This is a genomic window from Chryseobacterium hagamense (assembly GCF_007991455.1).
GTDB classification, from domain to species: domain Bacteria; phylum Bacteroidota; class Bacteroidia; order Flavobacteriales; family Weeksellaceae; genus Chryseobacterium; species Chryseobacterium hagamense.
This window is the reverse complement of record NZ_BJYJ01000014.1, coordinates 52,382-77,666: the sequence shown is the minus strand read 5'-3', so window position 1 is coordinate 77,666 and position 25,285 is coordinate 52,382. Positions and strand designations below refer to the sequence as shown.

Annotated in this window: 22 protein-coding genes and 1 tRNA gene; 6 read left to right on the top strand and 17 right to left on the bottom strand. The window is 41.4% G+C overall.

Going from position 1 to position 25,285, the window contains the following annotated elements:
- The first annotated feature begins 47 nt into the window (after positions 1-47).
- From CHA01nite_RS13070 to ligD, 4 genes are all read left to right on the top strand, one after another.
- A complete protein-coding gene (locus CHA01nite_RS13070) occupies positions 48-659 on the top strand; it encodes a hypothetical protein (RefSeq protein WP_146942057.1) in 612 nt (203 codons plus the stop codon).
- A gap of 68 nt (positions 660-727) precedes the next feature.
- Positions 728-1,513: a non-homologous end joining protein Ku gene (ku, locus tag CHA01nite_RS13065; RefSeq protein ID WP_146942054.1), complete on the top strand. Its 786-nt coding sequence runs from the start codon at positions 728-730 to the stop codon at positions 1,511-1,513.
- Positions 1,513-2,115 carry a DNA polymerase ligase N-terminal domain-containing protein gene (locus tag CHA01nite_RS13060; protein ID WP_146942052.1) on the top strand — a complete coding sequence of 201 codons (603 nt, stop codon included), beginning with the start codon at positions 1,513-1,515 and terminating at the stop codon, positions 2,113-2,115. Before ku ends, CHA01nite_RS13060 begins: the two co-directional genes overlap by 1 nt.
- A gap of 56 nt (positions 2,116-2,171) precedes the next feature.
- Positions 2,172-4,073, top strand: a complete 1,902-nt coding sequence (gene ligD / locus CHA01nite_RS13055; RefSeq protein WP_228458412.1) for a DNA ligase D — start codon at positions 2,172-2,174, stop codon at positions 4,071-4,073.
- A 2-nt stretch (positions 4,074-4,075) separates the two neighbouring features.
- Here ligD and CHA01nite_RS13050 read toward each other — a convergent pair whose 3' ends face one another.
- The 5 genes from CHA01nite_RS13050 to CHA01nite_RS13030 form a co-directional block, all read right to left on the bottom strand.
- Positions 4,076-4,537: a hypothetical protein gene (locus CHA01nite_RS13050; RefSeq protein ID WP_146942050.1), complete on the bottom strand. Its 462-nt coding sequence runs from the start codon at positions 4,535-4,537 to the stop codon at positions 4,076-4,078.
- 8 nt (positions 4,538-4,545) lie between these two features.
- Positions 4,546-5,277: an SDR family NAD(P)-dependent oxidoreductase gene (locus CHA01nite_RS13045; protein ID WP_146942048.1), complete on the bottom strand. Its 732-nt coding sequence runs from the start codon at positions 5,275-5,277 to the stop codon at positions 4,546-4,548.
- 234 nt (positions 5,278-5,511) lie between these two features.
- Positions 5,512-5,886: a preprotein translocase subunit YajC gene (yajC, locus tag CHA01nite_RS13040; protein WP_146942046.1), complete on the bottom strand. Its 375-nt coding sequence runs from the start codon at positions 5,884-5,886 to the stop codon at positions 5,512-5,514.
- Positions 5,887-5,890: 4 nt separating this feature from the next.
- Positions 5,891-6,409 (bottom strand): DUF1573 domain-containing protein, encoded by a 519-nt coding sequence (locus CHA01nite_RS13035; protein ID WP_146942044.1) that lies wholly within the window; start codon positions 6,407-6,409, stop codon positions 5,891-5,893.
- 15 nt (positions 6,410-6,424) lie between these two features.
- The gene (locus CHA01nite_RS13030; RefSeq protein ID WP_146942042.1) at positions 6,425-7,330 is read right to left on the bottom strand and encodes a transcription antitermination protein NusB; all 906 of its coding nucleotides are present in this window, start codon (positions 7,328-7,330) and stop codon (positions 6,425-6,427) included.
- Positions 7,331-7,421: 91 nt separating this feature from the next.
- On the opposite strand from CHA01nite_RS13030, the gene CHA01nite_RS13025 reads away from it, so the two are divergent.
- On the top strand, positions 7,422-9,083 hold the full coding sequence (locus CHA01nite_RS13025) for an ABC transporter ATP-binding protein (RefSeq protein WP_146942040.1): 1,662 nt from the start codon (positions 7,422-7,424) through the stop codon (positions 9,081-9,083).
- 99 nt (positions 9,084-9,182) lie between these two features.
- The gene (locus tag CHA01nite_RS13020) at positions 9,183-9,518 is read left to right on the top strand and encodes a DUF3276 family protein (protein ID WP_002976288.1); all 336 of its coding nucleotides are present in this window, start codon (positions 9,183-9,185) and stop codon (positions 9,516-9,518) included.
- A gap of 125 nt (positions 9,519-9,643) precedes the next feature.
- Here the strand turns inward: CHA01nite_RS13020 and CHA01nite_RS13015 are convergent, their stop codons facing one another.
- The 12 genes from CHA01nite_RS13015 to CHA01nite_RS12960 all read right to left on the bottom strand — a co-directional run bounded on the left by CHA01nite_RS13015 (position 9,644) and on the right by CHA01nite_RS12960 (position 25,256).
- Complete coding sequence (locus CHA01nite_RS13015; RefSeq protein ID WP_146942038.1) at positions 9,644-14,677, bottom strand: DUF4132 domain-containing protein; 5,034 nt, start codon at positions 14,675-14,677, stop codon at positions 9,644-9,646.
- A 27-nt stretch (positions 14,678-14,704) separates the two neighbouring features.
- Positions 14,705-15,139 carry a hypothetical protein gene (locus CHA01nite_RS13010; protein ID WP_146942036.1) on the bottom strand — a complete coding sequence of 145 codons (435 nt, stop codon included), beginning with the start codon at positions 15,137-15,139 and terminating at the stop codon, positions 14,705-14,707.
- A 305-nt stretch (positions 15,140-15,444) separates the two neighbouring features.
- A complete protein-coding gene (locus CHA01nite_RS13005) occupies positions 15,445-17,997 on the bottom strand; it encodes a T9SS type A sorting domain-containing protein (RefSeq protein ID WP_146942034.1) in 2,553 nt (850 codons plus the stop codon).
- Between the two features lie 475 nt (positions 17,998-18,472).
- Positions 18,473-18,548 (bottom strand) — tRNA-His (locus CHA01nite_RS13000).
- A gap of 35 nt (positions 18,549-18,583) precedes the next feature.
- Complete coding sequence (bshB1, locus tag CHA01nite_RS12995; protein ID WP_146942032.1) at positions 18,584-19,303, bottom strand: bacillithiol biosynthesis deacetylase BshB1; 720 nt, start codon at positions 19,301-19,303, stop codon at positions 18,584-18,586.
- Between the two features lie 80 nt (positions 19,304-19,383).
- Positions 19,384-21,036, bottom strand: coding sequence for a tetratricopeptide repeat protein (locus CHA01nite_RS12990; RefSeq protein WP_146942030.1), 1,653 nt, complete (start codon positions 21,034-21,036; stop codon positions 19,384-19,386).
- A 94-nt stretch (positions 21,037-21,130) separates the two neighbouring features.
- The gene (locus CHA01nite_RS12985; protein ID WP_146942028.1) at positions 21,131-22,003 is read right to left on the bottom strand and encodes a PstS family phosphate ABC transporter substrate-binding protein; all 873 of its coding nucleotides are present in this window, start codon (positions 22,001-22,003) and stop codon (positions 21,131-21,133) included.
- On the bottom strand, positions 21,993-22,190 hold the full coding sequence (locus tag CHA01nite_RS12980; protein WP_174771827.1) for a C4-dicarboxylate ABC transporter: 198 nt from the start codon (positions 22,188-22,190) through the stop codon (positions 21,993-21,995). Before CHA01nite_RS12980 ends, CHA01nite_RS12985 begins: the two co-directional genes overlap by 11 nt.
- Before the next feature lie 80 nt (positions 22,191-22,270).
- Positions 22,271-23,113, bottom strand: coding sequence for an energy transducer TonB (locus CHA01nite_RS12975; RefSeq protein WP_146942026.1), 843 nt, complete (start codon positions 23,111-23,113; stop codon positions 22,271-22,273).
- A 24-nt stretch (positions 23,114-23,137) separates the two neighbouring features.
- Complete coding sequence (locus CHA01nite_RS12970; protein WP_146942024.1) at positions 23,138-23,716, bottom strand: ExbD/TolR family protein; 579 nt, start codon at positions 23,714-23,716, stop codon at positions 23,138-23,140.
- Between the two features lie 12 nt (positions 23,717-23,728).
- Positions 23,729-24,337 (bottom strand): ExbD/TolR family protein, encoded by a 609-nt coding sequence (locus CHA01nite_RS12965; protein WP_146942022.1) that lies wholly within the window; start codon positions 24,335-24,337, stop codon positions 23,729-23,731.
- 55 nt (positions 24,338-24,392) lie between these two features.
- Positions 24,393-25,256 carry a MotA/TolQ/ExbB proton channel family protein gene (locus CHA01nite_RS12960; protein WP_146942021.1) on the bottom strand — a complete coding sequence of 288 codons (864 nt, stop codon included), beginning with the start codon at positions 25,254-25,256 and terminating at the stop codon, positions 24,393-24,395.
- Positions 25,257-25,285 lie beyond the last annotated feature (29 nt).

Genomic DNA, 25,285 nt, shown 5'->3' with positions numbered 1-25,285 from the left:
GGAATTTTCTCCGCTTTTTTGTTTAACAAAGAATTTCATCCTATACAATGAAAAAGGATAAACGAGAACCTTGGGAAATTCCGGTCATGATCCTTTGGTATGCCGGATTGTTCAGTTTTTATCATGGAATCGGATATTCCAGAGAAAAAAATGTTTTTGATTTTAAAGGAGGATATTTCGTCATAGGAATTCTAATCCTAGCCCCAATTTATTTATTTATCCGATCAATTAAAGAAAAGGAAAAATCTTTTCCTGTTGAAAACTTTCATAAAGATATTGTAATCAGTGATATCAAAAAATATAAAATCTGTGAAGATATTGATTTAACGGCATCTGTGATTGAAAGCTATGTTTTTGGCGTAGGGAAAGATCAGAATGATTATGTCAATATATTCTATAATAAAAATGATATTGAATTTGTAAAGACTAAAGTGACCATATCCTATTTTAATAAATCTTTACCTGATATTGCCGCTTTCACCAATATTGAAGCGGTAGCATTAAAAGAAATTTTTCAAAAATATTCCTTAACCAAAGTTTATTTTGACAAATATATTCTTACTAATTATTATCTGGATTTAGAATTCTTAATTGATTTAGATATCCAAAAGAATACTGAAAGCCAAAGAGATCTGAAAAAAGATTTCAAACCCATTTAGATACCACAGTTCTTAGAATAACAGTCCCACGGCACAGACCTTGTACGTTTTAAACAAAATAAAGTACAATGAAAGCAATCTGGAACGGCGCCATTGGCTTTGGACTGGTCAATATTCCCGTAAAAATCTATTCCGCTACCGAGACAACCAAACTTGATCTGGACATGCTCGACAAGTCTGATTTCTCCAATATCCGGTTTAAGCGCGTTAATGAAAACACCGGCAAAGAGGTGAAATGGGAAAATATTGTGAAAGGTTATCTGATGGATGACAAATACATCATTCTTGATGAAGAAGACTATGAAGCGGCAAGCCCTGAAAAGTCCAAGATCCTTTCGATCGACCAGTTTGTAAAGGAAGATGAAGTAGACTCGGTTTATTTTGAAAATCCGTATTATCTCGAGCCGCAGAAAAACGGAGAGAATGCGTATCGCCTGCTTCTGAAAGCACTCGCCAAAACCGAAATGGTGGGCGTCGGGACTTTTGTTCTCCGTGAAAGCGAGGCCATCGGCATGATCCGTCCGTACAATGATGAGGTATTGGTGTTAAACCGTCTGCGGTTTGCCCAGGAAATAAGGGATTACAGCGATCTGAAAATCCCTGCTAAAAAACCGCCGAAACCGGCCGAACTGAAAATGGCCGTCAGCCTGATCGAGCAGCTTTCCCAGGAATTTGATCCTGAAATGTACAAAGATACCTATTCCGAATCCCTGATGAAGATCATTAATCAGAAAGCGAAAGGAAAAACCGTCAAAGCCAAAAAGGCAGAACCTGCCAAAGAAGGTAAAGTGATTGACTTAATGGCTCAGTTAAAGGCCAGCTTACAGAATCCCAAATCCAAAAATGCATCCTGATGGCACTTCAAGATTATAATTCAAAACGGAAGTTCGATAAAACCAGCGAACCGGAAGGCAAAACGAAAAAAAGCAAAGACCAACTTGTTTTTGTGATCCAAAGGCATGCGGCATCCCGGCTTCATTATGATTTCCGCCTGGAAATGGACGGCGTCCTGAAAAGCTGGGCCTTACCGAAAGGCCCGTCGCTCGATCCAAAAGATAAACGGCTGGCCATGATGGTAGAAGACCACCCGTATGACTATAAAGATTTCGAAGGCAACATCCCTGAAGGTAACTACGGAGCCGGACAGGTGGAAGTATGGGACAGCGGAACCTATGAGCCTCTGGATAATGATTCAAAGCTTTCGGATGAAAAAGAACTGTTGAAAGAACTTCATAACGGCTCCCTGAAGTTTATCCTGCACGGAAAAAAACTGAAAGGTGAATTTGCTTTGGTTAAAATGAAAAATACCGAAGAAAATTCGTGGCTGCTGATCAAACATAAAGATGATTACGCAGAAAGCGGGTATGATGCCGAAGACCACACTTCGAAAAGTTCTGCAGTGACAAAATTTTTAGAGGAAAAAAAAAGCCCAAAAAGCGGCAAAAAAGCACACTAGCCGCTGAAATAAAGCCTGATTTCCAGCATTTCAATTCTCTGGCCGGCGAAAAGAAGGTGGAAAACTACATTAAGCCGATGCTCGCAAAACTCACTGATGAAGCTTTTAATGATCCCAACTGGCTTTTTGAAATCAAGTGGGACGGTTATCGCGCTGTCGCCGATCTCAGCCAGGACGAACCTCTCTTCTACTCCCGGAACGGGATTTCTTTCCTATCCAAATTTGAAAAAGTATCCCGCGACTTTGAAAACCAGGTTCACCACATGATCCTGGACGGTGAAATTGTAGCATACGATGAGAACGGAAAACCTAATTTCCAATTATTACAGCAAATCGGAGATAACCCTGATTTAGCACTGACTTATCAGGTTTTTGATATCCTGTGGCTGAACGGCCATTCTACGGAAGAACTGCCGCTGATCCAGCGGAAAGAGCTTTTAAAAGAAGCCTTGATCGAAACGGATGTCATCAAATACTGCGATCATATTCCGGAAAAAGGCATTGACTTTTTTAATCAGATGCGGAAGATGAAGCTGGAAGGCATGATTGCCAAGAAGGCGAACAGCCCGTATGTGGAAAACCACCGCACCACCGATTGGCTGAAGATTAAATTTAATACTACCGAAGAAGCCATCATCTGCGGATTTACGGAACCGCGGGGTTCGAGGGAAGGTTTCGGAGCGTTGATTTTAGGAAAATATGTTGATGGAAAGCTGATTTACTGCGGACATACCGGAACCGGATTCAACCGTGAACGGATCCATGAAATCCTGGAGAGACTGGAGAAAATTACGACTAAGAAATCACCTTTCAGCAAAGCCCCGAAAACCAACATGCCCGTTACCTGGACGAAACCTGAAATTGTCTGCGAAATCAAATATTCCGAAATTACCAATGACGGAATTTTCCGCCATCCTGTATTCATGGCCATCCGTGAAGACAAAGAGCCCGAAGAGGTTAAAAGCCCTGCTGACGAATTACAAAAGACTTCAAACATCATCCATATGAAAAGTACCGCCCCTAAAAAAACAAAACCTTCCGAAAACGAAAAAGAAATTACCCTGAACCGCCATAAAGTGAAACTCACCAATCAGGAGAAGATTTATTTTCCGAAGGATGGCATTACCAAAGGCGAGGTCATCGATTATTACCAATCGGTGGCCGGCTATATTTTACCTCACCTTAAAAACCGTCCGCTCTCCTTAAACCGCTTCCCCAACGGAATCGAAGAGCAGAATTTCTATCAGAAAGAGGCCGGCAACAACATCCCGGACTGGATCAAAACCACGCAGGTGTATTCCGAATCCAACGATAAGGATATCGATTATATTTACTGCAATGACAAAGCCACCCTGGCTTATTTAAACAATCTGGGCTGCATCGACATGAATCCGTGGAATGCTTCCCTCCCCGATCTGGAACATCCCGATTTCCTTGTTCTGGATCTTGATCCTTCCAAAAAAAATACGTTTGATGACGTCATTGAGACTGCTCTACAGGTAAATGAAGTCCTGAAATCCGTTAAGACCGAAGGCTACTGCAAAACCTCGGGCAGCACCGGAATCCATGTATACATTCCGATGGGCGGGAATTACGATTTCGATCAGGTAAAAGATTTTGCCCACATCCTGATGAAGCAGGTGCATGACACGCTTCCCGAAATCACCACGTTGGAAAGAAGCCTGCAGAAGCGGGACGACAAAAAAATCTACCTCGATTATTTGCAGAACCGAAGCGGACAGACTTTGGCAAGTGCCTACAGCATCCGTCCTAAAGAAGGCGCTTCCGTTTCCATGCCTCTGGAATGGAATGAACTTAAAAAAGGCTTAAAGCCTACCGATTTCAATATTCACAATGCACTGGAAAGAATCGAAAAGAAAGGGGATTTATTCAAGCCGGTTCTGGGTAAGGGAATTGATATGATGAAAGCTTTGGAGCTGTTAGGAGATAAAGGATAAAATTAATTCTTGAGATTTTCGATAATTTCCAGGCAACGATCAATGCTGTTTTTATCTCTCAGGTGATTGATCAGCAGATAAAGGTTGTTAACGATATCATCAAGAGATAAGGTTAAACCCTCTTTAAAACATTTTTTCTGCATCAGGTGCAATTCCAAATTAATATATAGACATTTTAAATATTCTACTCCGTTAATTTTCGAAAAACACTCGCAGAACACATAGGAAGATTCATATTTTCCTTTCATATCATAATCTGTAAAGTCTAAGAATCTCGCGATGAAATATAGGTGCTGATCCTCAGAATTAAATATTTCTTTCACAAAATCATCGTGCTGCTTTGCTGTATAATTGTCTAGGATATTTTGCAGGAAAGGGCAAAAGTCATATTCGAAATTCTCTGAAGAGCCATGAACATCAATCTCATCAATATAATTCTTTATCTGTAAAATTTCATCTTTCATTTTGAAATTTAAGGCAGTTTCGCCACCAGGCTTTCCGGCAGCAGTTTCAGAATCAGGTAAATGAGTTTCCATTTGAAGTTCGGAACAATGATAAAGGAATTTCCGGCATTAACAATAAATTTTGCCACATAATCCGGCTCCATGATCAGCGATTCATTCAATTGTAAGCCCTCGTTGATTTTGGTGCGGATGTAGCCGATGACCAAAGCGTTGACTTGGATATTTCCTGAGGCCAGTTCCTGTCTTAATCCGGCCAGGTAAGTTGTAAAGGCTGCTTTTGTACTTCCGTAAACAAAATTACTCTTCCTTCCACGAACGCCGGAAAGCGAAGACAGGCCGATGATCCTTTCCAGATTCTTATTTTCCCGGTCGCCGGCAATGATATTCAGAATGGAAACAGCTCCCATATAATTCACCATCATCATCTGCTGCGTACCTTTAAAATCTTTTAAAGCCTTTTCATTATCCACCAAAAACCCTGCGGCATAGATGACAATATGCGGCTTTGCCGGTAATCCGTCATAAAATTTCCTGTGGGAATCAAAATCTACTGCATCGAAAGCCAAAACCGTTACTTTTGAATTCAGGCTGTTTTCCGATACAAATTCATCCAATGACGCCGTATTACGGGATGCGGCTATAACGGAAAAACCCTTTTCAATATATAGTTTGATGGATTGCTTGGCCACATCGGAATTGGCACCGAGGATAAGAACGGTTTTACCTGTGTTTTGAGTCATGGGGCAAAGATAATTTAAACCACTATGAACACAAATATTTACACGAATAAACACAAATAAATTCTGGGTTAACTGATCAACAAAAACTGATACGATTGCATGATATACTGCACGGTTATGAACACAAACCGATTCGTATGGAAAATTAAGGTTCTCAACACCCTATATACTAAAAAATTTCGGCGGGATAAGCACTGCCTGTCCCGCCGAAACGAATATTTTTAATCCTGAAAATTACTTTTTCTCCAGGTCGATTTCTTTTTTCTCGGCTGTTTTTTCAGCGGCAGCTTTGGCTTTCTCTCCGAAACGGGATTCCGTAAATTCTCTGGAAACGGCAGCCTTTTCGAATTTCAGTTTACCTGATAACGTTTCGATCACAAAACCGTCATCCTGAACCTGGGCGATTCTTCCGTGAAGTCCGGAAGTAAGCACCACGCGGGTTCCTACCTTCAGGGTTTCCTGGAAGTTCTTTTCCTGCTTCTGCTTCTTCATCTGCGGTCTGATCATCAGGAAATAAAACCCGACGAACATGGCCCCCATCATGATCAGCATCATGGAATTTCCTCCTCCCGGAGCCGGCGCCTGTAAAAAGATGGATAGTAAATTCATGGTCTTATGGTTGGATGTTTGCAGTAAACGTTAATTTAACCGGCATTTTTTCTACGTTGGCGAAAACATCAGCAAATTTGCTCACATTTCCGTCGAAGTTGGTGGAATCGAAATGCAGGGTAATTTTCCCTTTTTTACCCGGCATGATCGGGTCTTTCGTAAAATCAGGTACCGTACATCCGCATCCCGGTTTTACTTCAGAAATAATCAATGGGTTGCTTCCCGTATTGGTCACCTCATAAACGTGCTGAACCTTATCCCCTTTTTTAACTTTTCCAAAATCGAAGCTGCTTTCGGAAAGGGCTATGGTAGTCAGCGGCTGTTTGGAAGCAGCAGCAGTCTGTTCAGCAGCAGGAGCTACGGCAGCAGAATCTCCCATAGGAGCCGGCGCAGCGGTAGTGGCAGAATCCATAGTGGTGGTTGCCGGCTCTGACCCTGTAGCCGTTTCTTTATTTTCCTTTTTGCAGGAAACCATACCGAAGCCAATGACAGACAAAGCGATGATTGATAATGTCTTTTTCATATTATATTAAAATATTTAAATTCTGTTTAAATCTTTACAATATTTATCAAGGATTCCGTTAACAAAAATATTGGAACGGTCGGTTGCAAATACTTTTGCAATCTCGATGTATTCATTGATAATTACTCTTGAAGGGGTAAAAGGGAAGTTGTCCAGCTCCGCGATAGCCGTCGATAAGATCACTTTATCCATCAGTGAAACCCTTTCCAGATCCCAGTTTTCGAGTCGCTCTTCCAGTTTCTTTTCGTTGTTTTCCCAGCTGTCCAAAGTATTTCTCAGCAATTTAACGGCAAACGTTTTATCCTCGTCGTCTTTAATCATTTTAATTAAAGTACGGCTTTCATCCTCTTCTTTCAGGAAACCGATGGTTTTCTGTACCATGGAATTGGCAATATGGATATCATCATACCAGGAAAGTTCCTTATCTCCGAGGTAATCATGGAAGTCATCATTTTCAGCAATATACCTTAGAAACAATTTTCCGATAAACTTCTGATCTTCCTCGAAAGAATATCCTTCCTGCTTCATAAAATCCTGATACCGCTTTCCTGCAGCCATTCTCTGGAAAGTTTTCACCAACAGATCATCGTGCAGATCCCATTTCAGCTGCTTGTGCTGTCCTGTGAAAAATAACCGTTCCGGATTTTCCTCCAATTTAATTAAAACCTTATTGTTGATGAATTTTTGGTTAGGATTAATATCGGCATCGGTTTTCAGATATTTGTTCTTTCCGATTTCGATCTGGTTTTCAGCCAGTTCTTTCAGGGAAACCAGGAAATTCAATTCATAGATATAGAGATGATAGATCTTCTCTATTCCGGCAAACATGTTTTTCTCTAACACATCAAACTTCACGGGATTCTGGTAATAAGAATACACAGTCTGTACTACTTTTTCACGGATTTGTCGTCTTCCTAACATTCAAAGAGCTTTTTTATGGGTGCAAAGATACAAAATTTAAAATTTATGAAATTCGTAGTCTGACGACATTTTCGTAAATTTGTGAAACTTTATGAAAGCGCTAAAAACATTAAACCCTTATTTCCTGAAGCACAAACTGCTGTTGTTTTGGGGAGTTTTATTTATCATTGCCAGCAACTTTTTCAACATTTATAAGGTACAGTTCGTCGGGAAATCCGTGGATGAGCTTACGAAAAACGGAAATCTGGGCTTCAACCGTCAGGTTCTCATCTATGTGGCCATTATTGTCGGCTGCTCCCTGCTGACCGGTTTTTTTACCTTCATGATGCGGCAGACCATTATCGTGGCATCCAGAAGAATAGAATACGATCTGAAAAACAGGATTTACCGGCATTACCAGGATTTATCGTTAACCGACTATAAGCAGACGACCATCGGAGACCTGATGAACCGGCTGAGTGAAGACGTAGTAGCGGTAAGGATGTATCTGGGCCCCGGCGTTATGTATGTGGCCAACCTCATCGTCCTGGTTGTGATTACTGCGATCTACATGCTGAAAACGGATGTTTCGATGACCCTCTGGACTTTGCTGCCCCTTCCGATCTTATCTTTTGCCATCTACAGGGTAAGTTCGATCATTAACAGAAAGTCGAAGATCATGCAGAAAAGCCAGTCGGGGATTTCCACTTTTGTACAGGACAGTTTCTCAGGAATCCGGGTGGTGAAATTTTTTGCCAGGGAAAATTACATTAAGAAAAACTACGGGGCAAAAGTTACCGATTACCAGAACAAGGCATTGGACCTTGCAAAAACCGAAGCCTATTTCTTTACCATTATTCTCTTTGTTATCGGTCTGCTGAATGTAGCCATCATCTGGGTCGGCGGACAGAAATATATTGCCGGGGAACTGAGCATCGGTAAAATTGCCGACTTTTTCATGTACATTAACACCCTGATCTTTCCGTTCTCAATGGTAGGCTGGGTAACTTCCGTCAATCAGCGGGCGGAAGCTTCCATGCAGCGGATCAATGAATTTATGGATAAAAAATCCGAGATCGTGAATACCAATTTTGAAAAATACGGCATTCAGGGAGATATTGAATTCAGAAACGTGTCTTATGTTTATCCTAATACCGGAATCAAAGCATTGGATAATTTAAGCTTTAAACTTAAAGCCGGGGAATCCATGGCGATTATGGGGAAAACCGGAAGCGGAAAATCGACCATCGCCCTTCTCCTTTGCAGGCTGATCGATCCTACGGAAGGCGAAATCCTTATCGACGGTAAGAACCTGAAAGATCATAACCTGGAAAACTACAGGAATTACATCGGGTATATCCCGCAGGAAAGCTACCTTTTTTCCGATTCCATAGAAAACAATATCGGCTTCGCCATCGATCATCCTTCCCATGAAAAGGTTGTGGAATATGCAAAAATTGCGGACGTTGATAAAAATATCACCGGATTCAAAGAGCAGTACAATACCATGGTCGGGGAACGCGGCGTTATGCTTTCGGGCGGACAGAAACAGAGGATATGTATCGCTAGGGCATTGATCAAAGACCCGAATATTATCATTTTCGATGATTCCCTTTCCGCACTCGATACGGAAACGGAACAGAATATTCTTGAAAATATCGACCGTAAAATCCGCAACGCTACTTCCATAATCATCACACACAGAGAGTCTAGCGCCCAGAGGGCTGATAAAATCCTTAACCTGACCGAAATTAACAATTCCATAACTGCATAGCTTATTCATTCACAAATGTTAAATAAATCATAAAAAAAATTTTGTGATTAAAAGAAAACTTTTATATTTGTTCCTAACAAGATTAAAAAATATCTAACAATGAGTGAATACAAGGAACGCCATGAAAATGAAATTTTCACAAAGGTGTTAAAAGCAGGAAGAAGAACTTATTTCTTTGATGTGCGCGAGACGAAAGCAGGAGATTATTATCTTACGATTACCGAAAGCAAAAAGAATTTCGGAGAGAATGGAGAAGCAACATTTGAGAAGCACAAAATTTATCTTTACAAAGAGGATTTTAAAAGTTTTCAGGAGATGTTTAATGAATCCACAGATTTCATCATTAACGAGAAGGGTGAGGATGTAATATCGGAAAAGCATGACAAAGACTTCAAAAGCAGATCCTACACGATCGATTCTGACGACGAAGTTTAAAAAGAATAATTCTAAAAACACAAGCATCTGGAAAAGGATGCTTTTTTTATGTCCCGGAAAAGACCGTTATCAAAAAAGGTACACCTAAAGTGCACCTTCTGTAATTATGATCGGTCAGAATTATATTAAAAATACCTTTTAATCTGTGATAAGATGGTAGGGTCCTGTATTTCATTATCTTTGGCCAGCAGCAGGACTTTGGATAATACCTCGGCAGATTTCGGGTCGTCATCGGCAAAAGGAAGGAAGAGCCTTCCCCGGCGCTGTGAATGGACGGGAAGAATGGATAGGTATTTCCCGGGGACCTGATGCACCACTGCGCTTCCCAGATGAACGCTGTATTCCGCCATCTCACCTTTTACCAGAACATGCGAGCCTTCAATCCTCACGTTATCCAGTTTAAATAACCCTGCCGTCTCTTTCATCAGGACCGCCCGCATTTCGATTGATGAATGGCTGGCTTCCGGATCTACCCCACCCACATGAGCCACGGAAACCACCAGATCGATGTCCCGCATCACTTCAGAAAACAACCGGGGGTTGATCTCTTCAAACGGGATGTTTTTGTAATCTTTCAAAGAATGAAATTCTATGGTTTCTAAGGTCGGGTTTTCAATATCAGCCGGTGAGAACCAGTCTGCCGTCGCATAGAGCTTTACCTGGAAGCCTTCTTTATGATAAACCTTCTGCAGGCCTTCCTCATAATCCACTTTCCAGCCTCTTGTTTTCAGCAGTGCCAATGCCTGCTTCGGCTGGATCTGATGCCCGGCATAACGGTGGGATACCGATTTTTCCTGCAATTCATCCGGCGTCGGAACATAGAGTTCCCGGAAAATCTGCTTGAACGGCTGAACTGTTTTTTCCTTAAAACAGTAATGCTGGAAGTCGCTCCAGACGGCGTGCTGATGAAGATCTGTACAGTGTGCGATCCTCAGGGTACTGCTTTCATCCAGTTCATGAATCTGCCCTTGGGCATCCACAAGGCTGCCCTCACGGAAGAATCCTATTTTATGATCGTTTGAAATAAACACCAGTTTTTCAAGATGCCTTATAATAACCGGATGTTCGAAGAGGTTTCTGATTTCAGCATATAGAAATTCATCCCCGCGGATCATTGCTTCTTCTAACCCTCTTCTGGAACGGCTCCATTGTTCACGCATGATCTTGCGGCTGTTGGCCAGTTCGGTGACCGCTTTTTCCTTTTTAATTTTCGGGGGGATCGTCTTTAATTGCTTATCTTCCCTGAAAACCGCCAGTTCCGCTTTTCCGTCGTCCTCGATGATCAGCCCAACAGTTACACCGTCGATGGTAACCTGGGTTTCCTTTGACAAAAGATTCTGAATCTGCCGGATTTCCATAGCCCAGGTCAGACGGATCGGATCCGGGTATCCTGCGTTTCTGGCTAAATTCTCCAGTGCCACACGAATGGCCAGGGCTTCACTCGCCTGCTTCATCGATCCGAATTCCTTACTTTCTTTTTTGAACTGCTGGAGGTATTCATACCGGTTCAAGATGTCTTTCTCCCGATTGGTCCTGCTTAAAGGAATCAATCCGTACACCCTGAGATAATCCTGGTCCCGTTTATCTTTTACTTTGGCAATGACTTGTTTTATTTTTAAATTCCCCGTCAGGGTATCGGAATACAGCCTTGCCCTGCGGTGCCCGTTTCCGTCGGAAATGTATTTTGCAGAATCATACAGCATTTCCCAGCGTGCTTTCCCCAATTCCTTATAGGCTTTTGTAAACCAGTCTTTATCTACGGCACCCTCTTTAAACTCCTGGATATCTACCGAGGAATACTTGGCCACCTCGCTTTCAAGCCCCGAGTTCTGTGCTTCATAAGCTCCTGTTTTGGTATGGGCATGCATCCACCAGATGGCAGAATCCAGACCTTTCCAGCCTAAATAACTGCTGATCAGCTTCTGCCATTGCGGCGCGTATACGGCAGCCTGAATCAGACGGAGCCCGGGAATCTCTTCTTTTTTGATCATTCCATTAAAAGACTCCTGAGTATCGGTATCCAGCGGATAGCATTTAGCCAGCAGATAAGAAAAAAGCTTTTGTTTGGTCATGCTTTCGTTTCCGTAGCTGTAGATGTAGTTGGCATATAGATTCGTTTTGCCCAAACCCTTCAGGATCTGTACAAACCGCTTCGCACCATAAATGGATTGGAATTTCTCAACAAAATGAGAAACCGGCGTACCGGCATCACCACGGATCAATTCGATATCAAGGAACTTATCCTGTATCTCTTTAACAACAGGTTTCAGGAATGGAAATTTTTCATCGTATTTTTTGCCGTGATTATAAGACGGGAGCACCGTAAGTTCCTTTATCGCATGATCTGCGGTTAAAACGCCTTCGTACAAATCATTCCTGGTAATCAGGCCTAGCTCATAGGCCTTTGCGAAAAGAGAGACATCCGGAACAGTATGCGGGATATTTTCCCTGAGTCCGTTAAACTGCATCCATCGATGGAGGTTCCATACTTTCACAAACTGTTCGTCGCTCAACTGCCGGAGTGGGATGGCCTGTAAAAATACCGTAAAAAAATGCTGCTGCTGCCAGCCGTCGCCACTGCGCCCGTAATAATATTCATTCTGTTTTGATTTATAACTGATGATTTCTTCAGGAAGACGGGCAAACAAGATACTGCAGGCACCGATCAGGAAGTCAGCTTTTTCTTCAAAAACAAATTTTTGCTGCAAAGAGTACAGTATGGTAACCAGCGGATTATTCCATGAGTACGTATTCTCCATTGGATTAGGCATGATATCTTTGTAGTAGAAGACATACTTTTCTAAAAAATCCCTGAATTTTTTCCGGTCACAGCTTTCGGCAAGGGTTAACAGGAACAAATCCCGGGGCTGTAATCCTGAATCTTTATACCACTGTTCCCATACCTCATGCAAAGGATAATTCTCTGCCAGCTGGAAACCCGTAAAACCGTCTGTATTCTTTCTGATCTGACGGAAATTGTTGCCGATCAGTTCCGTGACCATCGCTCCTTCCCAGCTTTCCGTTTCATATTCAATGTCTTTGTAGCTGAGGAACAGATCGTTTAATTCAAGCAATTCTTTCTTAATGTGATCCAGTGGCCGGGTAAATCCGTACGGATCCTTCGCCGTAGCTTTCGCATAGACGGAACCGGCTTCCACCTCCGGTAATTTATATTCCGATACTTCGGCAGGATTATAAAAACCATACCCGTTTTCTGCTGAAAGAACTTTCCTGTCTGCGGACGGACTGAGCTGATCCAGCAACCCCTGCTCCCGTTCTGAAATTTTTACCTTTTCCGAATATTGCTGAAGCCAACGGTTGATCTGTTCCGGCATCCTGCTATTTTTCCTGAGCTGAAGCATGATGTCCAATGCAGCCGTTCTCTGCTCGATATCCCCTCCGGTAAGCATTTCACTGATCAGAGGAATGAGTACCGGATTTTCCTGTCTGATCATCAGTTCGATCAGCTTCTGACGAAGGGTGCCGCCTTTCCTTTTGAAGAGGTCATAAAAAGTCATCGCTTCATCCTGATCCAGAGGATTCTGCTGGAGGACATTGATCCCCGAAGCCACTAAAGATTCTCCACGCTCCCTGATGATTTTAAAGGCAAACTCTTTCTGGAATGGAGTCACCTTTTTATCCTTCTGTTCAAAATTATATGAATACGAGTAGCAGTAAAAGTCCTTCAGAATGTTTCTGGTGAGCTGTTCCCTTAAAGTCAGATCGAACTGATCGAAATAAGACAGCACCAGATCGAGTTTTTTACCGTCTTCTCCCACCAGATAGAACATGGAGGCATACAGATCACTTTTTCTGAAGACCGCATTCTGCCATGAGAAAACCTTTCCTTCAAATTTTGTTTCTTTAGCTGCTATTTTTTGGGTCAGTTCATGAAGCTTTTCAAACAACCCCGGATAATCCGGATTGCCGATATAGAATTTCGATTTTACGTTTGCTGCCAGCAGATTGCTCATGGTGCTTCCGGCAAATGCCAGAACCTGAGGATCCCCCTGCTGTACTGCTTTATAAAAAACAGGCATCTGGATATAAGGATCTCGGGTTTCTATAGCGAATTTTACGGCCAGGCATTTTTTTTCCACATTTCCTTTATCAAGCAGTTCATGTAAATAAGGAACGGTCTGCTCCACATCCCAGACCCCTTGTACCCACAATGCCATATATACCTCATTGTTGTTCTTGCTGAGTACCGCTGCGGGAATCTCATCCGGATTTCTGAAATACCGGTTGGCCAGTGAAACCATATTCTTCACTACCGTTTCTTTTTCAGACTCCCAGCCTAAGCCCGTCCAGGTTCCGATTGCCCGTACCACCGATGAAAACCGCGTCAGTTTATTGTCCTCGATCACCTTCACCATATACTGTAATGCCTGGGTATCGGTTTCATCAAGAGCTTCCAGAATGGTCTGCCGCAGCCCTTCCTGCCTTTGTGCAGCCAGCAGGAGCTTTTCCACAAGTTCCCAGCACCTTTGCTGCTCACTGTTCAGCAGCGCACGGATGATGCCTGAGGACACTTTTCCTTCCGGATGCTTGTTGAAAATAATATCTTCCATCAGCTGATAGATTTCTTCATTTCCCGTGTCAATGGCTGCCGACCATAGGTAGAACCGGCTCCCGTTACCGGACAGCTGGCTATCGTAAATAATCTGCTCTTCCAGGGACAGGTCATAATACTGCGTACCGGAATCATAGCTGTAGAGACTGGGCGGCTCCAATAGGTTCCTTATTAAATTGATTTGATTGAGCAGCGTGAACCGCTCATTATCGGGAGCACGGAAAGAGCGGCGTTCATACCCCGTCTGGTACATTTTGTGAGGCATTCTGTTCCAGGCATATTTCGCAAGTTCTGCATGGTCACCAAAGAAATACACCAATAAACCGAAATACTCTTTATCTTCCCAGATATTGTGCGTGCTGTACTTTTTTATTTCTTCGATTTCAGGGGAACCCAGGGTAATTTCTCCGTAACTGTCCTTTTTTTTAAGAAGCCACAAGCCAAATTCCGCGATCTCTTTTTTCAGTTTGGGTTTGGAAAAGAGTTTGGATAATATTCCTTTTTCAGCCTGATCTTTCAGTCCGCTTTTTAAATTCCTGTGATAATCGACGATTTTCTTCGATTTTAATTTTTCGCTGATTTCCATAGTTTCTGTGATTTAGGGTGTGATAAATTACCAGTAGCTTCCAGCCAGGAATGTCAGTCTGATGAATGTGAAAACTGGCTGTGTACTTAGGTCGATGATTTGTTTAAGATTTTCAAGCCGGGTTTCGCCGCAAAAAACGGCAAACATTCCGTCTTCGAAAGCCTGAATGGCATTTTCCCGGGCTTTTTCCAGATCGGCTCTTTTTTCATTGTAGATGCTGCCGAACCCTGCCTTACCGGTATCGGTTAAAATATTCAGGTAATTTTCAAGCGGTGCCTGGATTTGGTCCTGATCCTCCGTTTCAAAGGATTTTGCATTGAATGCTCCGACCTGCTGCTGAACGATCAACTTTAAAAGCTGCTCTAGGGAAATTGAATTTCCATCGTAATCAATTTCGAGATGCTGTTCCGAAAGCACCGGATGCTTTCTGCCCAGTTGCTTTACCGTTACCTTTATTTCCATATATTCTGAGATTGTATTCTTAAAAATAGGAAAATATTTTTTGCTGTGGGCTCTTCTGTTTTCAATGGTTTCTAAGCATAAACGGAATTCATAGCCCCGATTGCAGTGAAAATCCTTTTTTGAAAAAAAAGATTGCAACGGAAAGCGGGAAAAAGCTCCAAAAATAAAATAAGAATAAAATCAATAAGCAGAAACAGGTGATTTGTGATTCAAGCGATTCTTTTACCAGGTCTGACAATAAAAAAAGTACACTTAAAAAAATGTACTTTTTTTTGCTGCCCGGATCATCCGGTACTTTGTTCGATTTAATTTTTAATGATTTTTTTTACCCTGCTGCCTTTATCCGTAATTACTTTAATCTGGTAGGCCGCTGCCTGAAAATCGGATATATTAATCTGAATATCTTTTTTATCAACTTTTACGGACCTCAAAACCCTTCCTGCCATATCATAGATTTCAACCGATTTTATACCGGATTTCCGATTTCTGATATTAACGACCGAATGGGCAGGATTAGGAAAAATATCCACCTCATTATCCTCTGCTTCTGTTTCTGATAGCCCAAGCTCCGGAGAAAAAGGAATAAGCGAGACATTATCAATAAAATAATAGACACCAGGACCGTTGAAATTTTGCACCTGTACATTATTTAATCCTCCGAGATACAGGTATTTTAAGTTGGGATTGTTACCGGTCGTAAATGTAAAGGTGATGGTTTCCCATGTGGTAATGGAAGAATTTCCTGTAAACGCCGGATTTGTTAAAAAAACCTGATCCGGAGTGATATAAGAAGCGGGAATGATCCCTGCTGTGGTTAAATTTAAATCGGTATCGCTGATAAATGCCTGAAATTTAATGGCATTGAACTGATAATTGTAAGCCTTTGATACATCGAAAGACAATTGATATTGGGTATTCGGAAGCAAGGCGGTTATCAGCTCGGTTTTTAGGGATTCACTGTAAATATTCTCCAGTACATTGGGTCTGTTTGCATCTATCAACATGCCGCCATAAGCATGATGCCCGGGAATTTTATCCGTTTGATAACCAAAAAGGTTGGAAGGAATAAGGACCTGCATGTTGGTAGCATCTGTATTAAAATAATCAGGAGACGGGAAATAGGCGGGCGATTGCCAACCGCATGATTTGTAGATCTGGCTGGTACCGGTAGGCGCATAGGTATGTTCTTCAAAATCGCCATTCCGCACTAAATTGGGTTGCATGCTACCGGTGCAGGTATTAAAGACATTCGCATAAATATAAGTAATATTTCCCCGTTGGCCGGTTACCTGATCAAAAGGTACATACCGTAACAAATGCACACCCGGAACATAAGACTTGAGGGTAAAAGAAGTATTGGATATTACTGAGATAACGGCATCCGGATCATAGAGATCCTGAACAAATTCAAATCTCAAATCGGATGGTGAGCCCGCTGTATAATCATTACTCAAAATTCCATTCACCGTAATATCCGTGCCTGCATTGCCCTGAAAAGTATACGCTCCGCCTGAGAAGCCATCATTTACTCCTCCGACCGGTATCCCTGCACAGCTTGCTGCCCCATAGTTTTTGTACGTGAAATTACCCGGGCTTCCAAAAGTACCCTGCAGGCTGTAGCCAATATCGCATAATACCTGCCTCTCCTCATTTGTCAGCGTTCGTTTTGCAAAAACGTTTGAAGCACGATCGCTCATCATAAAATACTGGTCATTGGAGTTTCCATTGTAGCAGGCGTCTTCAAAATGACTCAGACTGCCTCCGTATTCAAAGCAGGCCGGCGTATAGACCGGTACAGTGACACTACCTGCATATTTCATAGAAGTAGAGCAATTATATGAACCGCTGTTCCCATTATATACCGGTGGAAATGAAGTACAGCCCGGAAACAGGACAGTTCCGGTAATAGCCGGGTTATAAATAAACCGGTACATCTGTCCGGCAGTAGCAGGAACATTAATTATTAAAGGTAAATCCGAACCTGTTTTCAGGTTTTTATCATACCTGGTAAAATAATTTCCCGGATTATTATAGAAAGTACTGGTATTGTTATCTTTCATAAAGCTTACAAATCCCAGAGCATGCGTAACTTCATGAATTATTGTTGAATAAAAATCCAGCGCATTGGAAGGATAAGAAGTGGCCGCATTATATTTATTGTAATCCAAATTCCAGCTCACGGTACCTGAAAAATTGAAAGAGGCCCATCCATGATAAAAATTTCCCGTACTATTGGTGTTGATAAGAGGCAGAATGGTATTGGCATACGAATCAACTCCGGTATGGATGGTTTTCCAGATTTCGTTATCAAGGATTCCGCCAAAATCGATATTCTGATTACTCATTCCTGCTGAAAATGTCGGAAAACTGTAATAAGCACTTGCAGAACTTCCTTTGCCTGATGCCAGACCGACAGCAGCAGGACTGCGTATCCAGAACTTCACTTTGTTCCCGGTGGTCTTTAAAGGGGTATTGATAAAATCCGAAAGGTCCTGAAACGCCTGGAGGATAATGGTCCTTCTCTGATCATGCAAGGGATTTCCCACAATTTCCATTCCGCATCCGTTTTCAAAATAAAGTTCGAAAATACCGGATGTAAAAAACGGTGTATTTAATACTGTCTTACCATTTTTTGTAGAATGGGTTTTCGGTATTTCGATTTCAGACAATCGGGATATTCTACTTCCGGTATCAAAAACCTGATCAAATATCCCATTTGGAGTGTAAAAAATTTCAGAAGCCGATTCCCTGTTTTGGGCAAAAGCCAGACCACTCATCAAGATTATAAAATAAGTGAACTTACGGATTTTATAAAAATGAGCATGAAGTGATTTTTCAATGCGTAGATAATTCTTCATAAATGTTTAATGATTTTAATGGTTTTGTTTTTACAAATCTAGGGAATAATTTCAAAGGCAGAACTGGTACCTGACATTTAGATGTAAAAACTGATGCCGCACAGGGAGAAACTTTCAAACACTACCGGCGCTAAGAACAGATTATATTGCACCCGACTGTTTTCGGCCACAATGGTGTATAAGTTGGTTCAGCATGACACATTACATTCAGCAATTGATCATTGTGAATATTATCATCATCCCGAAATTATAAATTCTGGAAATGACGATATCGTTTAATGGAGCAAGATGAAAGTCGCTATTATCTTTCAAGTCAATAAAACTTTTTGCTTAGTCCCCAGCTTTGCGCGTGATCAGAAATTATCAATAATATAGAAGTTAAATAAAAGAGATCTTGAACGGTGATCACAGGATATTTCGATCTGAAACCGGAATAAAATAAAAAAGTACACTTTTGAAAAGTGTACTTTTAATTGGGTGAATGAGGGGTCTCGAACCCCCGACCTTCGGAACCACAATCCGACGCTCTAACCAACTGAGCTACAATCACCGTTTTGTGAGTGCAAATATAGGAAAGATTTTTTAATTACCAAACTATTCCGTCAAAATTTTTCAAAGCAATCAGCTTCTCAGACGTAAATCCCTCAGCATAAGTCACTCCTGAAAGTCTTCCTAAATCCTGTGCACGATAGGTGAGACTTTCAAAAAAGTCTTTTGAGGTAATCGGCGTTTGAGGTTCTTTGGAAGCGGGATCATAAAATTGGGTTTTGAAAGCCATACAGGCTGCAATTTTTTTATCCAGATGCTCCGAAATATCGATAACGAACTCAGGCTCGATATTTTTCCACTGAATATAATGAAAAATATGTTTGGGTCTCCATACTTCCTGATTTTCCCCTTCGAGAACAGTTTCTATTTTCCGTAAGCCGGCTAAAAAGCACGCATCCGATACTAATTTCGCTCCTTTTGCATGATCCGGGTGCCTGTCATCAATGGCGTTGGCCAAGACGATTTCCGGCCTGTATTTGCGGACCATTTTTACGATCCTCATCTGGTATTCTTCAGTATTTTCTAAAAATCCGTCTTTCATCCCGAGATTTTCCCTGGCTGAAACGCCAAGGATTTTGACAGAATCGTCAGCTTCAGCCTTCCGGGTTTCTTCGGTACCCCGCGTTCCGAGTTCTCCTTTTGTAAGATCCACAATCACACAGGTTTTTCCTTCCGATACCATTTTGGCAATCGTTCCGCCACATCCCAGTTCAACATCATCCGGGTGTGCCCCAAATGCAAGTATATCTGTTTTCATATTTTCAAAGATAAGATTAATAATAAAAACTTCCCAAACATTAAGGATGGGAAGTCTATTATCTCTAATTTAAAATTAAATTATTTATTGATCTCTGCATTCAGTTTTACAGCATCCTGATAAGTAGGATCCAGCTGAACTGATTTTGCAACATATTCTTTAGCCTTTGCAGGATCTGAATCTTTGTTCATGTACGCTACTGCGAAGTAAGCATATGCTAAAGTCTGCTTGTTAGCTTCCTGATCAGCCGGTTTTACCGTACTGATGAATTTTTCGTAAGCCATCTTTGCTGCATCGTTGTTTCCCGCCTGCTGGTAAGAATACCCTAAGCTGTAGTATCCAGGTGCCCAATCCGGTAGAAGGGCATTCATTTTCTGCCATGTCATGATCGCTCCGTTCCAGTTTTTAGCATCCTGGTAAGCTGTTGCCAATTTAAACAGAGAATCTGAATCCTGCGCATTGGCAGCCACTTTTTGCTTTAACCCTTCAATTACAGGATTTGTCGGACCGGCATCTACATCAGCCTGGGAAGCTCCGCCTCCTCCGGCAATTTTCACCAGTTCCATATCCCATTTCAGCGTCTCGTCCTTAGCTGCTTTTGCAATTGCCACTTTTTGCTGAGCCTCCGTCATCAAAGCTGTTTTCTTAGCTGCATCTGTCTCCGTTTTAGCCAGACCTGCAGCGATAAGTCCCTGAAGCCCCTGATCGGCCGGCTGCACTCTCGACTTTTCAGCCTGAGAAATGAAATTATCCATATTTTGCTTGGCTTCCGCATATTTTCCATCGGCATACAATTGATAAGCCCGCAGTTTAAATTTGATCGGATCATTGATCTTATCAAAAATTTTATCCAATACCTGCTTGGAGTTTGCATAATCTTCATTGGTAAAATAAAGCTTGGCAATTTCCAGCTGGGTATAAGGATCTTCATCCGCATATTTTGTATAGTTGATCAGATCCTGAGTTGCTTTTGCGTTCTGCTGGTATCTAATGTCATAGGCAGCTAATGCTTTATAAGCAGGAGCATAGCTCGGATCAGTTGCAATTGCCTTATCAATACTTGTTTTTGCCTGCTGCCATTGTTGTGCAGCCATCCAAAGCGTACCGATTCTTGTATAAACAGAAGCCTTGTTCTTTGCTAACGGAAGTGCCTTATCATAAGCAGTCATTGCATCTCCCGGCATTCTTTTCAGACGGTAAGCGTCTCCTAAAGTATAGTAATAATAGGCAGGAACCCCTTTCTTCTCTGCTCTTTCAATAGCCTTATTCAGGAATTGGATTGCAAGGTCCGGCGAGTTGTTCTTTTCAAATAAAGTCAACGCTTCAGCAGCTCTGAAAAGTACTTCAGCATCTTTTTCACGGGAATCCGATACAATTTTCTGGATCTCGGCTACTGCATTTTTATCACCTTTTCCGAGCTTTACGGTGGCAAGTCCAAGTTTATTTAAATAGCTTTTGCTGTCTGCTGCAAGGCCTTTATTAAAATTATCGGTAGCCGCTGCGTAATCAGGCTCCCCTTGTTTTAAATAGGTATTTCCTAAGTAGAAGTAATTTTCAGCCGTAGGTGCTGAAGCAATCATGTTCGTAAAATTAGTTTTTGCCTGAGCATATTTATCGCTGTCTACGCTGTTGATCCCGTCCTGTACGGTCTGCGCAAAGGCAAAGTTGGTAAAAAACACCACTGCCGCACCAAAGGCAATCTTCTTTACATTCATATTCATTATATCTTTCATTTTATAATTCTAATCTAAATTTCGATTTATATTGACACAATTTCCAGACCAAAATACTATAATTATTTTGGTTAAAGGATTAATTTAATACTTTTTAACGCATCTGTACTTCTCTTCTGTACAGGTTATAAGGCTGCAATCCTTCTTTCTGAACGATCATCTGCCCAAGCTGGGTGCAGGAATACCGGATAAAACCGTTAGCAATGTTGAAGTTGCCTTCATTTGTTAAAAAATACAAAACTCTGGTAAAGGGATAATTCATTTTCCGTAGGTTTTCATAATCCGTATCATAGAGTTTCCCATGGCTTTCAACAGGAAGAATCTTAACCTTGTTCCTAAGTTGTTCAGATTCCTTGTCATAAGGCCGGCTGAAAGTATTTAATCCGATAACCCCGATTTTGTCAGGATACTTATTTAACTCTTCAATAATATTTTTATTGCCGGGAATTACGGAAAATTTTAAATCTCTGGGCTGTTTCTTAAGCCTCTGTGCAACAAAATTAAGATTGCTGGAATTTGTTCCGTCAAAAATAAACTCTTTGTTTTCAGACTGCATCCCTTTACTTATTTCGTCCATAGAAATACTTTCTTTGGTTGAATTTTTAGGAACAATAAAAACCACGGCATCGGCAGCAAAGCGGGCCGGTAAAAAATTACGGTCAACACGCTCCTTGTAGGTTTTCATTTCTTCAGGAGACAGATCTCTCGACATGACAACAATTCTTGCCTTATCATTCAATAAATCAAGAAATCCGAGATCCTCTTTTTTTGTGGAAACTTTAATTTTTGTTTCAGGGTAATTGATCATGTATCCTTCCGCCAGAGCTTCGGTTACACTTTTGAAAGATTCATCTGTAAGAATCGTCATTTCCCCTTTATGATAAGATGGCGACTTATCTTCGTTTTTACAGCCGCTTGTTATTACACTGAGAACAAACAGCATCATCATGGTAATCCTACTCTTCATTTCCTGAACTTTTGATTCTTGTAATTGCTCTGTAGATCCTGAAAATCCCATAGAGAATAAGCAGTGCACCCAATGCATAAGCGACACCCGGTTCCAGTACGGTGAAGAAGAATTTGTAAAAAATTACAACACCTCCCAGAACGATATAAAATAACCCCGTAACGAGGGATAACCAATTGAACATCATCTAACAAAAATACCAAAAAAAATAAAAAGAGAAGCATAAGCTTCTCTTTTTTCGTATTATTTAAAAGATAGATAATATAATTATCCTTCAAAATTCATAGTCAGCGGTAATCTGAATCGGTAACGTACAGACTGTCCGTTGATTTTAGCCGGAGTCCATTTGTTTTTAATCGATTTGATTGTTCTGATCGCTTCAGAATTGAAATCGGAATTTCCTCCTGACGCCTTCACATCGGTGATACTTCCATCTCTCTCTACTACGAAAGTGATTTCTGTTTTTACTGTACCTTCATCTCCGTTCATTGCAGAACCGTCGAAGTTACTTGAAACCTTATTACGGAATGCATTGATCCCACCAGGGAATTCTGCAGTCTGCTCTACCTCCGTATACACCTGGTTTTCATTAACCTGAGGTTTAACCTCTGCAGTTGATGTTCTTGTACCGGTAGATGGCGGCGGTGGTGGCGGTGTATAAGCCGGAGCTTTCACCCCTTCCTGATTGTTCAGACCGGTCGTCGTTTCCAACTGCTTGGAAATTGGCGGCGGCGGTGTTTCAATTTTTGGAGCTTTTACAGGCTCAGGAACTACGTTCTGAATAACCTCGATTTTTTCCTCTTTTGGCGGAGGTGGCGGTGGAGGTGGTTCTTTTTCTTTCGGCTGCTCGATAATTTTATCTTCCTGCAGGACATCTACCAACTCTGCCTTTACTTCCTGTTTAGGCGGCTCGGTAAGTCTTTTGATGGTAAGATAAATGAATGGAGACAAAGCAGCCACAAGGAACAGTGCGGTTCCGATGATAAAAGATTTTGTCAGAAGTTTTGGATACTGATTTCTTAAATCATACGCGCCATATTCCTTGTTTCTATTTTCAAATACGATCTCATCTAAAGTAAGATTCGGATCGTACACATTTTCATTTGCCATAGATTTACAATTTTATGGTTTAAATTACTTTGTAGCCGGTGCTGTAGCAGCAGCCGCTCCGGAATTACCCACTTTTCTGTCGTAAATAGCTTTCTCCCAAGGTTTCAGATCGGTAACCCCGTACTGCTCACTTTTGGTGATGGCCATTTCGTCAAGAATATCCACAAAGTTTTTGTATACGGCATCGTCAGTCGGTTTGATAATCACTGTAAATTTGGATTTATCTGCCGCATTGGCTTTTGCCTGCTCAATCACCTTTCTCACCCCTTCTCTATCAAAGGTCGTTTCGTTAAGATTCTGATCGGTAAGCGAGGTATTATCCTGCTGGTGCCAGAAGATCTTATTGTCTTTTCCTAATAATAAAGAAATAGAATTTGAAAGTTTAATTTCGGTTGGAGGTGGTTTTTGTTTGTCATCTTTCGGTTTTGCCGGAAGACCCAGATCCATCACATTCGGTTTAGAGAATGTCGTGGTGAACATAAAGAAGGTAATCAAAAGAAACCCTAAGTCCACCATCGGAGTCATATCTACGCGGGTATTCTGCTTCTTGGACCTAACCTTGCCGCCTTTCCCGCCTTTTTCCTGTACTTGTACTTCTGCCATTTCTAAATGATATTATTCATTAGGTTTACCTTCTTGTGATGTAATCAACCAAAATTTAAGAAAATCGATATCTCTTAAACCCTCAAATAAGCTTTTCACTTTCGGATATTCAGTAGTCACGTCACCTTTAATGGCTAATTTATAACCAGGATTAACGGCCAGACTTTCTTTTACCCAATCTACTAATTGCTTATTTGTACTATCCATAGGAATCCCGGTAGGACTCTTGAAATTCTTCTGCGCGTCATCTGGCAAATCAAGATAGCTTTTCAGCTGGTTCATAGGAACGCCGATAGCCTGTACTTTCTGGAATGCAGCTTTTTCATTATTGTCAAAAGTAACACCGTACTTTTTACCCATATTGTCCAAAAGCTGTATTCTTTCTGATGCATTCTCTACGGGCTGGAAATAAAATTTTCCGTCCGGAGTAGCGTTGATGGTCATCAAGCTGGCATCAGGAAGTAACTTCTCTGATATTGAAGATGGCGGTTTGATCTGCTCCACGTCAGGTTTTTTAAACTGAGTGGTCAAGATAAAGAATGTAAGCAGCAGGAATGCAACGTCACACATTGCCGTCATATCCGTCACTACTCCATGTCTTTTTGGTTTGACTCTCGCCATTATTATTAATGATTTTTAATTAAACTTCTTTTTACTTAGACCAATTCTCTGCTGATTAGTTAAATTCAGCGAAAGACTGCTGGATGCTCATAGCGATCTCATCGATCTTATAAGTCAATCCGTCGATTTTAGAAGTAAAATAATTATAAAGGATAATAGCGATTGCTGAAGTACCGATACCTAAAGCCGTGTTGATCAAAGCCTCGGAAATACCTGTAGAAAGTGCAGCCGCATCCGGAGTACCACCTCCTGAACCTAATGCAAAGAAGGCCTTGATCATCCCGATTACCGTACCCAAAAGTGCTACTAACGTTGCAACCGTACCTAAAGTGGAAAGGATCATCATGTTTTTCTCAAGCATCGGCATTTCAAGCGTGGTTGCTTCTTCAATCGCTTTGTTAAGCGCTACCATTTTCTGTTCTTTGTTCAGTGTTGTATCGTGAGATAAAGCCTTGTAAGTTGTAAGACCTTCTTTCACTACATTACCTACAGAACCCTGCTGTCTGTCGCACTCTTCCAAAGCTTCATCAATTTTGTTCTGATTAAGCAAGCTTCTTACCTGGATAACGAAATTGTCTAAGTTTCCTTTTCCTGCAGCCCTTCCTAAAACCAATGCTCTTTCAATAGAGAACACGATTACGGTAAGCATGAAGGTAATAAGGATCGGTACGATAACCCCTCCTTTGTAGATAATACCTAAGAACGACTCTGGGTGAATGTCTTTTCCTTCAACATCGGAAAAAGCAACAGATCCTGCACCAAGCTTATCTGCATCTTTAAAGTTTCCTGGGCTACCCAAGACGAATAAATAAATACAAATTCCTATTGCAAAGATGATAGGAATAATAATAGCCGGGTTTAAACCTCCCGCTTTTCTAGCAATTACTTGCTCATCATTTTTTGAAACATTCATTTCCATATTTAACTAAATTATATTGTTTTAAAATT

What these genes read in the sequence shown, in the direction of transcription:
- CHA01nite_RS13070 (WP_146942057.1), top strand. Translation starts at nt 48, where the DNA reads ATGAAAAAGGATAAACGAGAACCTTGGGAAATTCCGGTCATGATCCTT.
- ku (WP_146942054.1), top strand. Translation starts at nt 728, where the DNA reads ATGAAAGCAATCTGGAACGGCGCCATTGGCTTTGGACTGGTCAATATT.
- CHA01nite_RS13060 (WP_146942052.1), top strand. Translation starts at nt 1,513, where the DNA reads ATGGCACTTCAAGATTATAATTCAAAACGGAAGTTCGATAAAACCAGC.
- CHA01nite_RS13050 (WP_146942050.1), bottom strand. Translation starts at nt 4,537, where the DNA reads ATGAAAGATGAAATTTTACAGATAAAGAATTATATTGATGAGATTGAT.
- CHA01nite_RS13045 (WP_146942048.1), bottom strand. Translation starts at nt 5,277, where the DNA reads ATGACTCAAAACACAGGTAAAACCGTTCTTATCCTCGGTGCCAATTCC.
- yajC (WP_146942046.1), bottom strand. Translation starts at nt 5,886, where the DNA reads ATGAATTTACTATCCATCTTTTTACAGGCGCCGGCTCCGGGAGGAGGA.
- CHA01nite_RS13035 (WP_146942044.1), bottom strand. Translation starts at nt 6,409, where the DNA reads ATGAAAAAGACATTATCAATCATCGCTTTGTCTGTCATTGGCTTCGGT.
- CHA01nite_RS13030 (WP_146942042.1), bottom strand. Translation starts at nt 7,330, where the DNA reads ATGTTAGGAAGACGACAAATCCGTGAAAAAGTAGTACAGACTGTGTAT.
- CHA01nite_RS13025 (WP_146942040.1), top strand. Translation starts at nt 7,422, where the DNA reads ATGAAAGCGCTAAAAACATTAAACCCTTATTTCCTGAAGCACAAACTG.
- CHA01nite_RS13020 (WP_002976288.1), top strand. Translation starts at nt 9,183, where the DNA reads ATGAGTGAATACAAGGAACGCCATGAAAATGAAATTTTCACAAAGGTG.
- CHA01nite_RS13015 (WP_146942038.1), bottom strand. Translation starts at nt 14,677, where the DNA reads ATGGAAATCAGCGAAAAATTAAAATCGAAGAAAATCGTCGATTATCAC.
- CHA01nite_RS13010 (WP_146942036.1), bottom strand. Translation starts at nt 15,139, where the DNA reads ATGGAAATAAAGGTAACGGTAAAGCAACTGGGCAGAAAGCATCCGGTG.
- CHA01nite_RS13005 (WP_146942034.1), bottom strand. Translation starts at nt 17,997, where the DNA reads ATGAAGAATTATCTACGCATTGAAAAATCACTTCATGCTCATTTTTAT.
- bshB1 (WP_146942032.1), bottom strand. Translation starts at nt 19,303, where the DNA reads ATGAAAACAGATATACTTGCATTTGGGGCACACCCGGATGATGTTGAA.
- CHA01nite_RS12990 (WP_146942030.1), bottom strand. Translation starts at nt 21,036, where the DNA reads ATGAAAGATATAATGAATATGAATGTAAAGAAGATTGCCTTTGGTGCG.
- CHA01nite_RS12985 (WP_146942028.1), bottom strand. Translation starts at nt 22,003, where the DNA reads ATGAAGAGTAGGATTACCATGATGATGCTGTTTGTTCTCAGTGTAATA.
- CHA01nite_RS12980 (WP_174771827.1), bottom strand. Translation starts at nt 22,190, where the DNA reads ATGATGTTCAATTGGTTATCCCTCGTTACGGGGTTATTTTATATCGTT.
- CHA01nite_RS12975 (WP_146942026.1), bottom strand. Translation starts at nt 23,113, where the DNA reads ATGGCAAATGAAAATGTGTACGATCCGAATCTTACTTTAGATGAGATC.
- CHA01nite_RS12970 (WP_146942024.1), bottom strand. Translation starts at nt 23,716, where the DNA reads ATGGCAGAAGTACAAGTACAGGAAAAAGGCGGGAAAGGCGGCAAGGTT.
- CHA01nite_RS12965 (WP_146942022.1), bottom strand. Translation starts at nt 24,337, where the DNA reads ATGGCGAGAGTCAAACCAAAAAGACATGGAGTAGTGACGGATATGACG.
- CHA01nite_RS12960 (WP_146942021.1), bottom strand. Translation starts at nt 25,256, where the DNA reads ATGGAAATGAATGTTTCAAAAAATGATGAGCAAGTAATTGCTAGAAAA.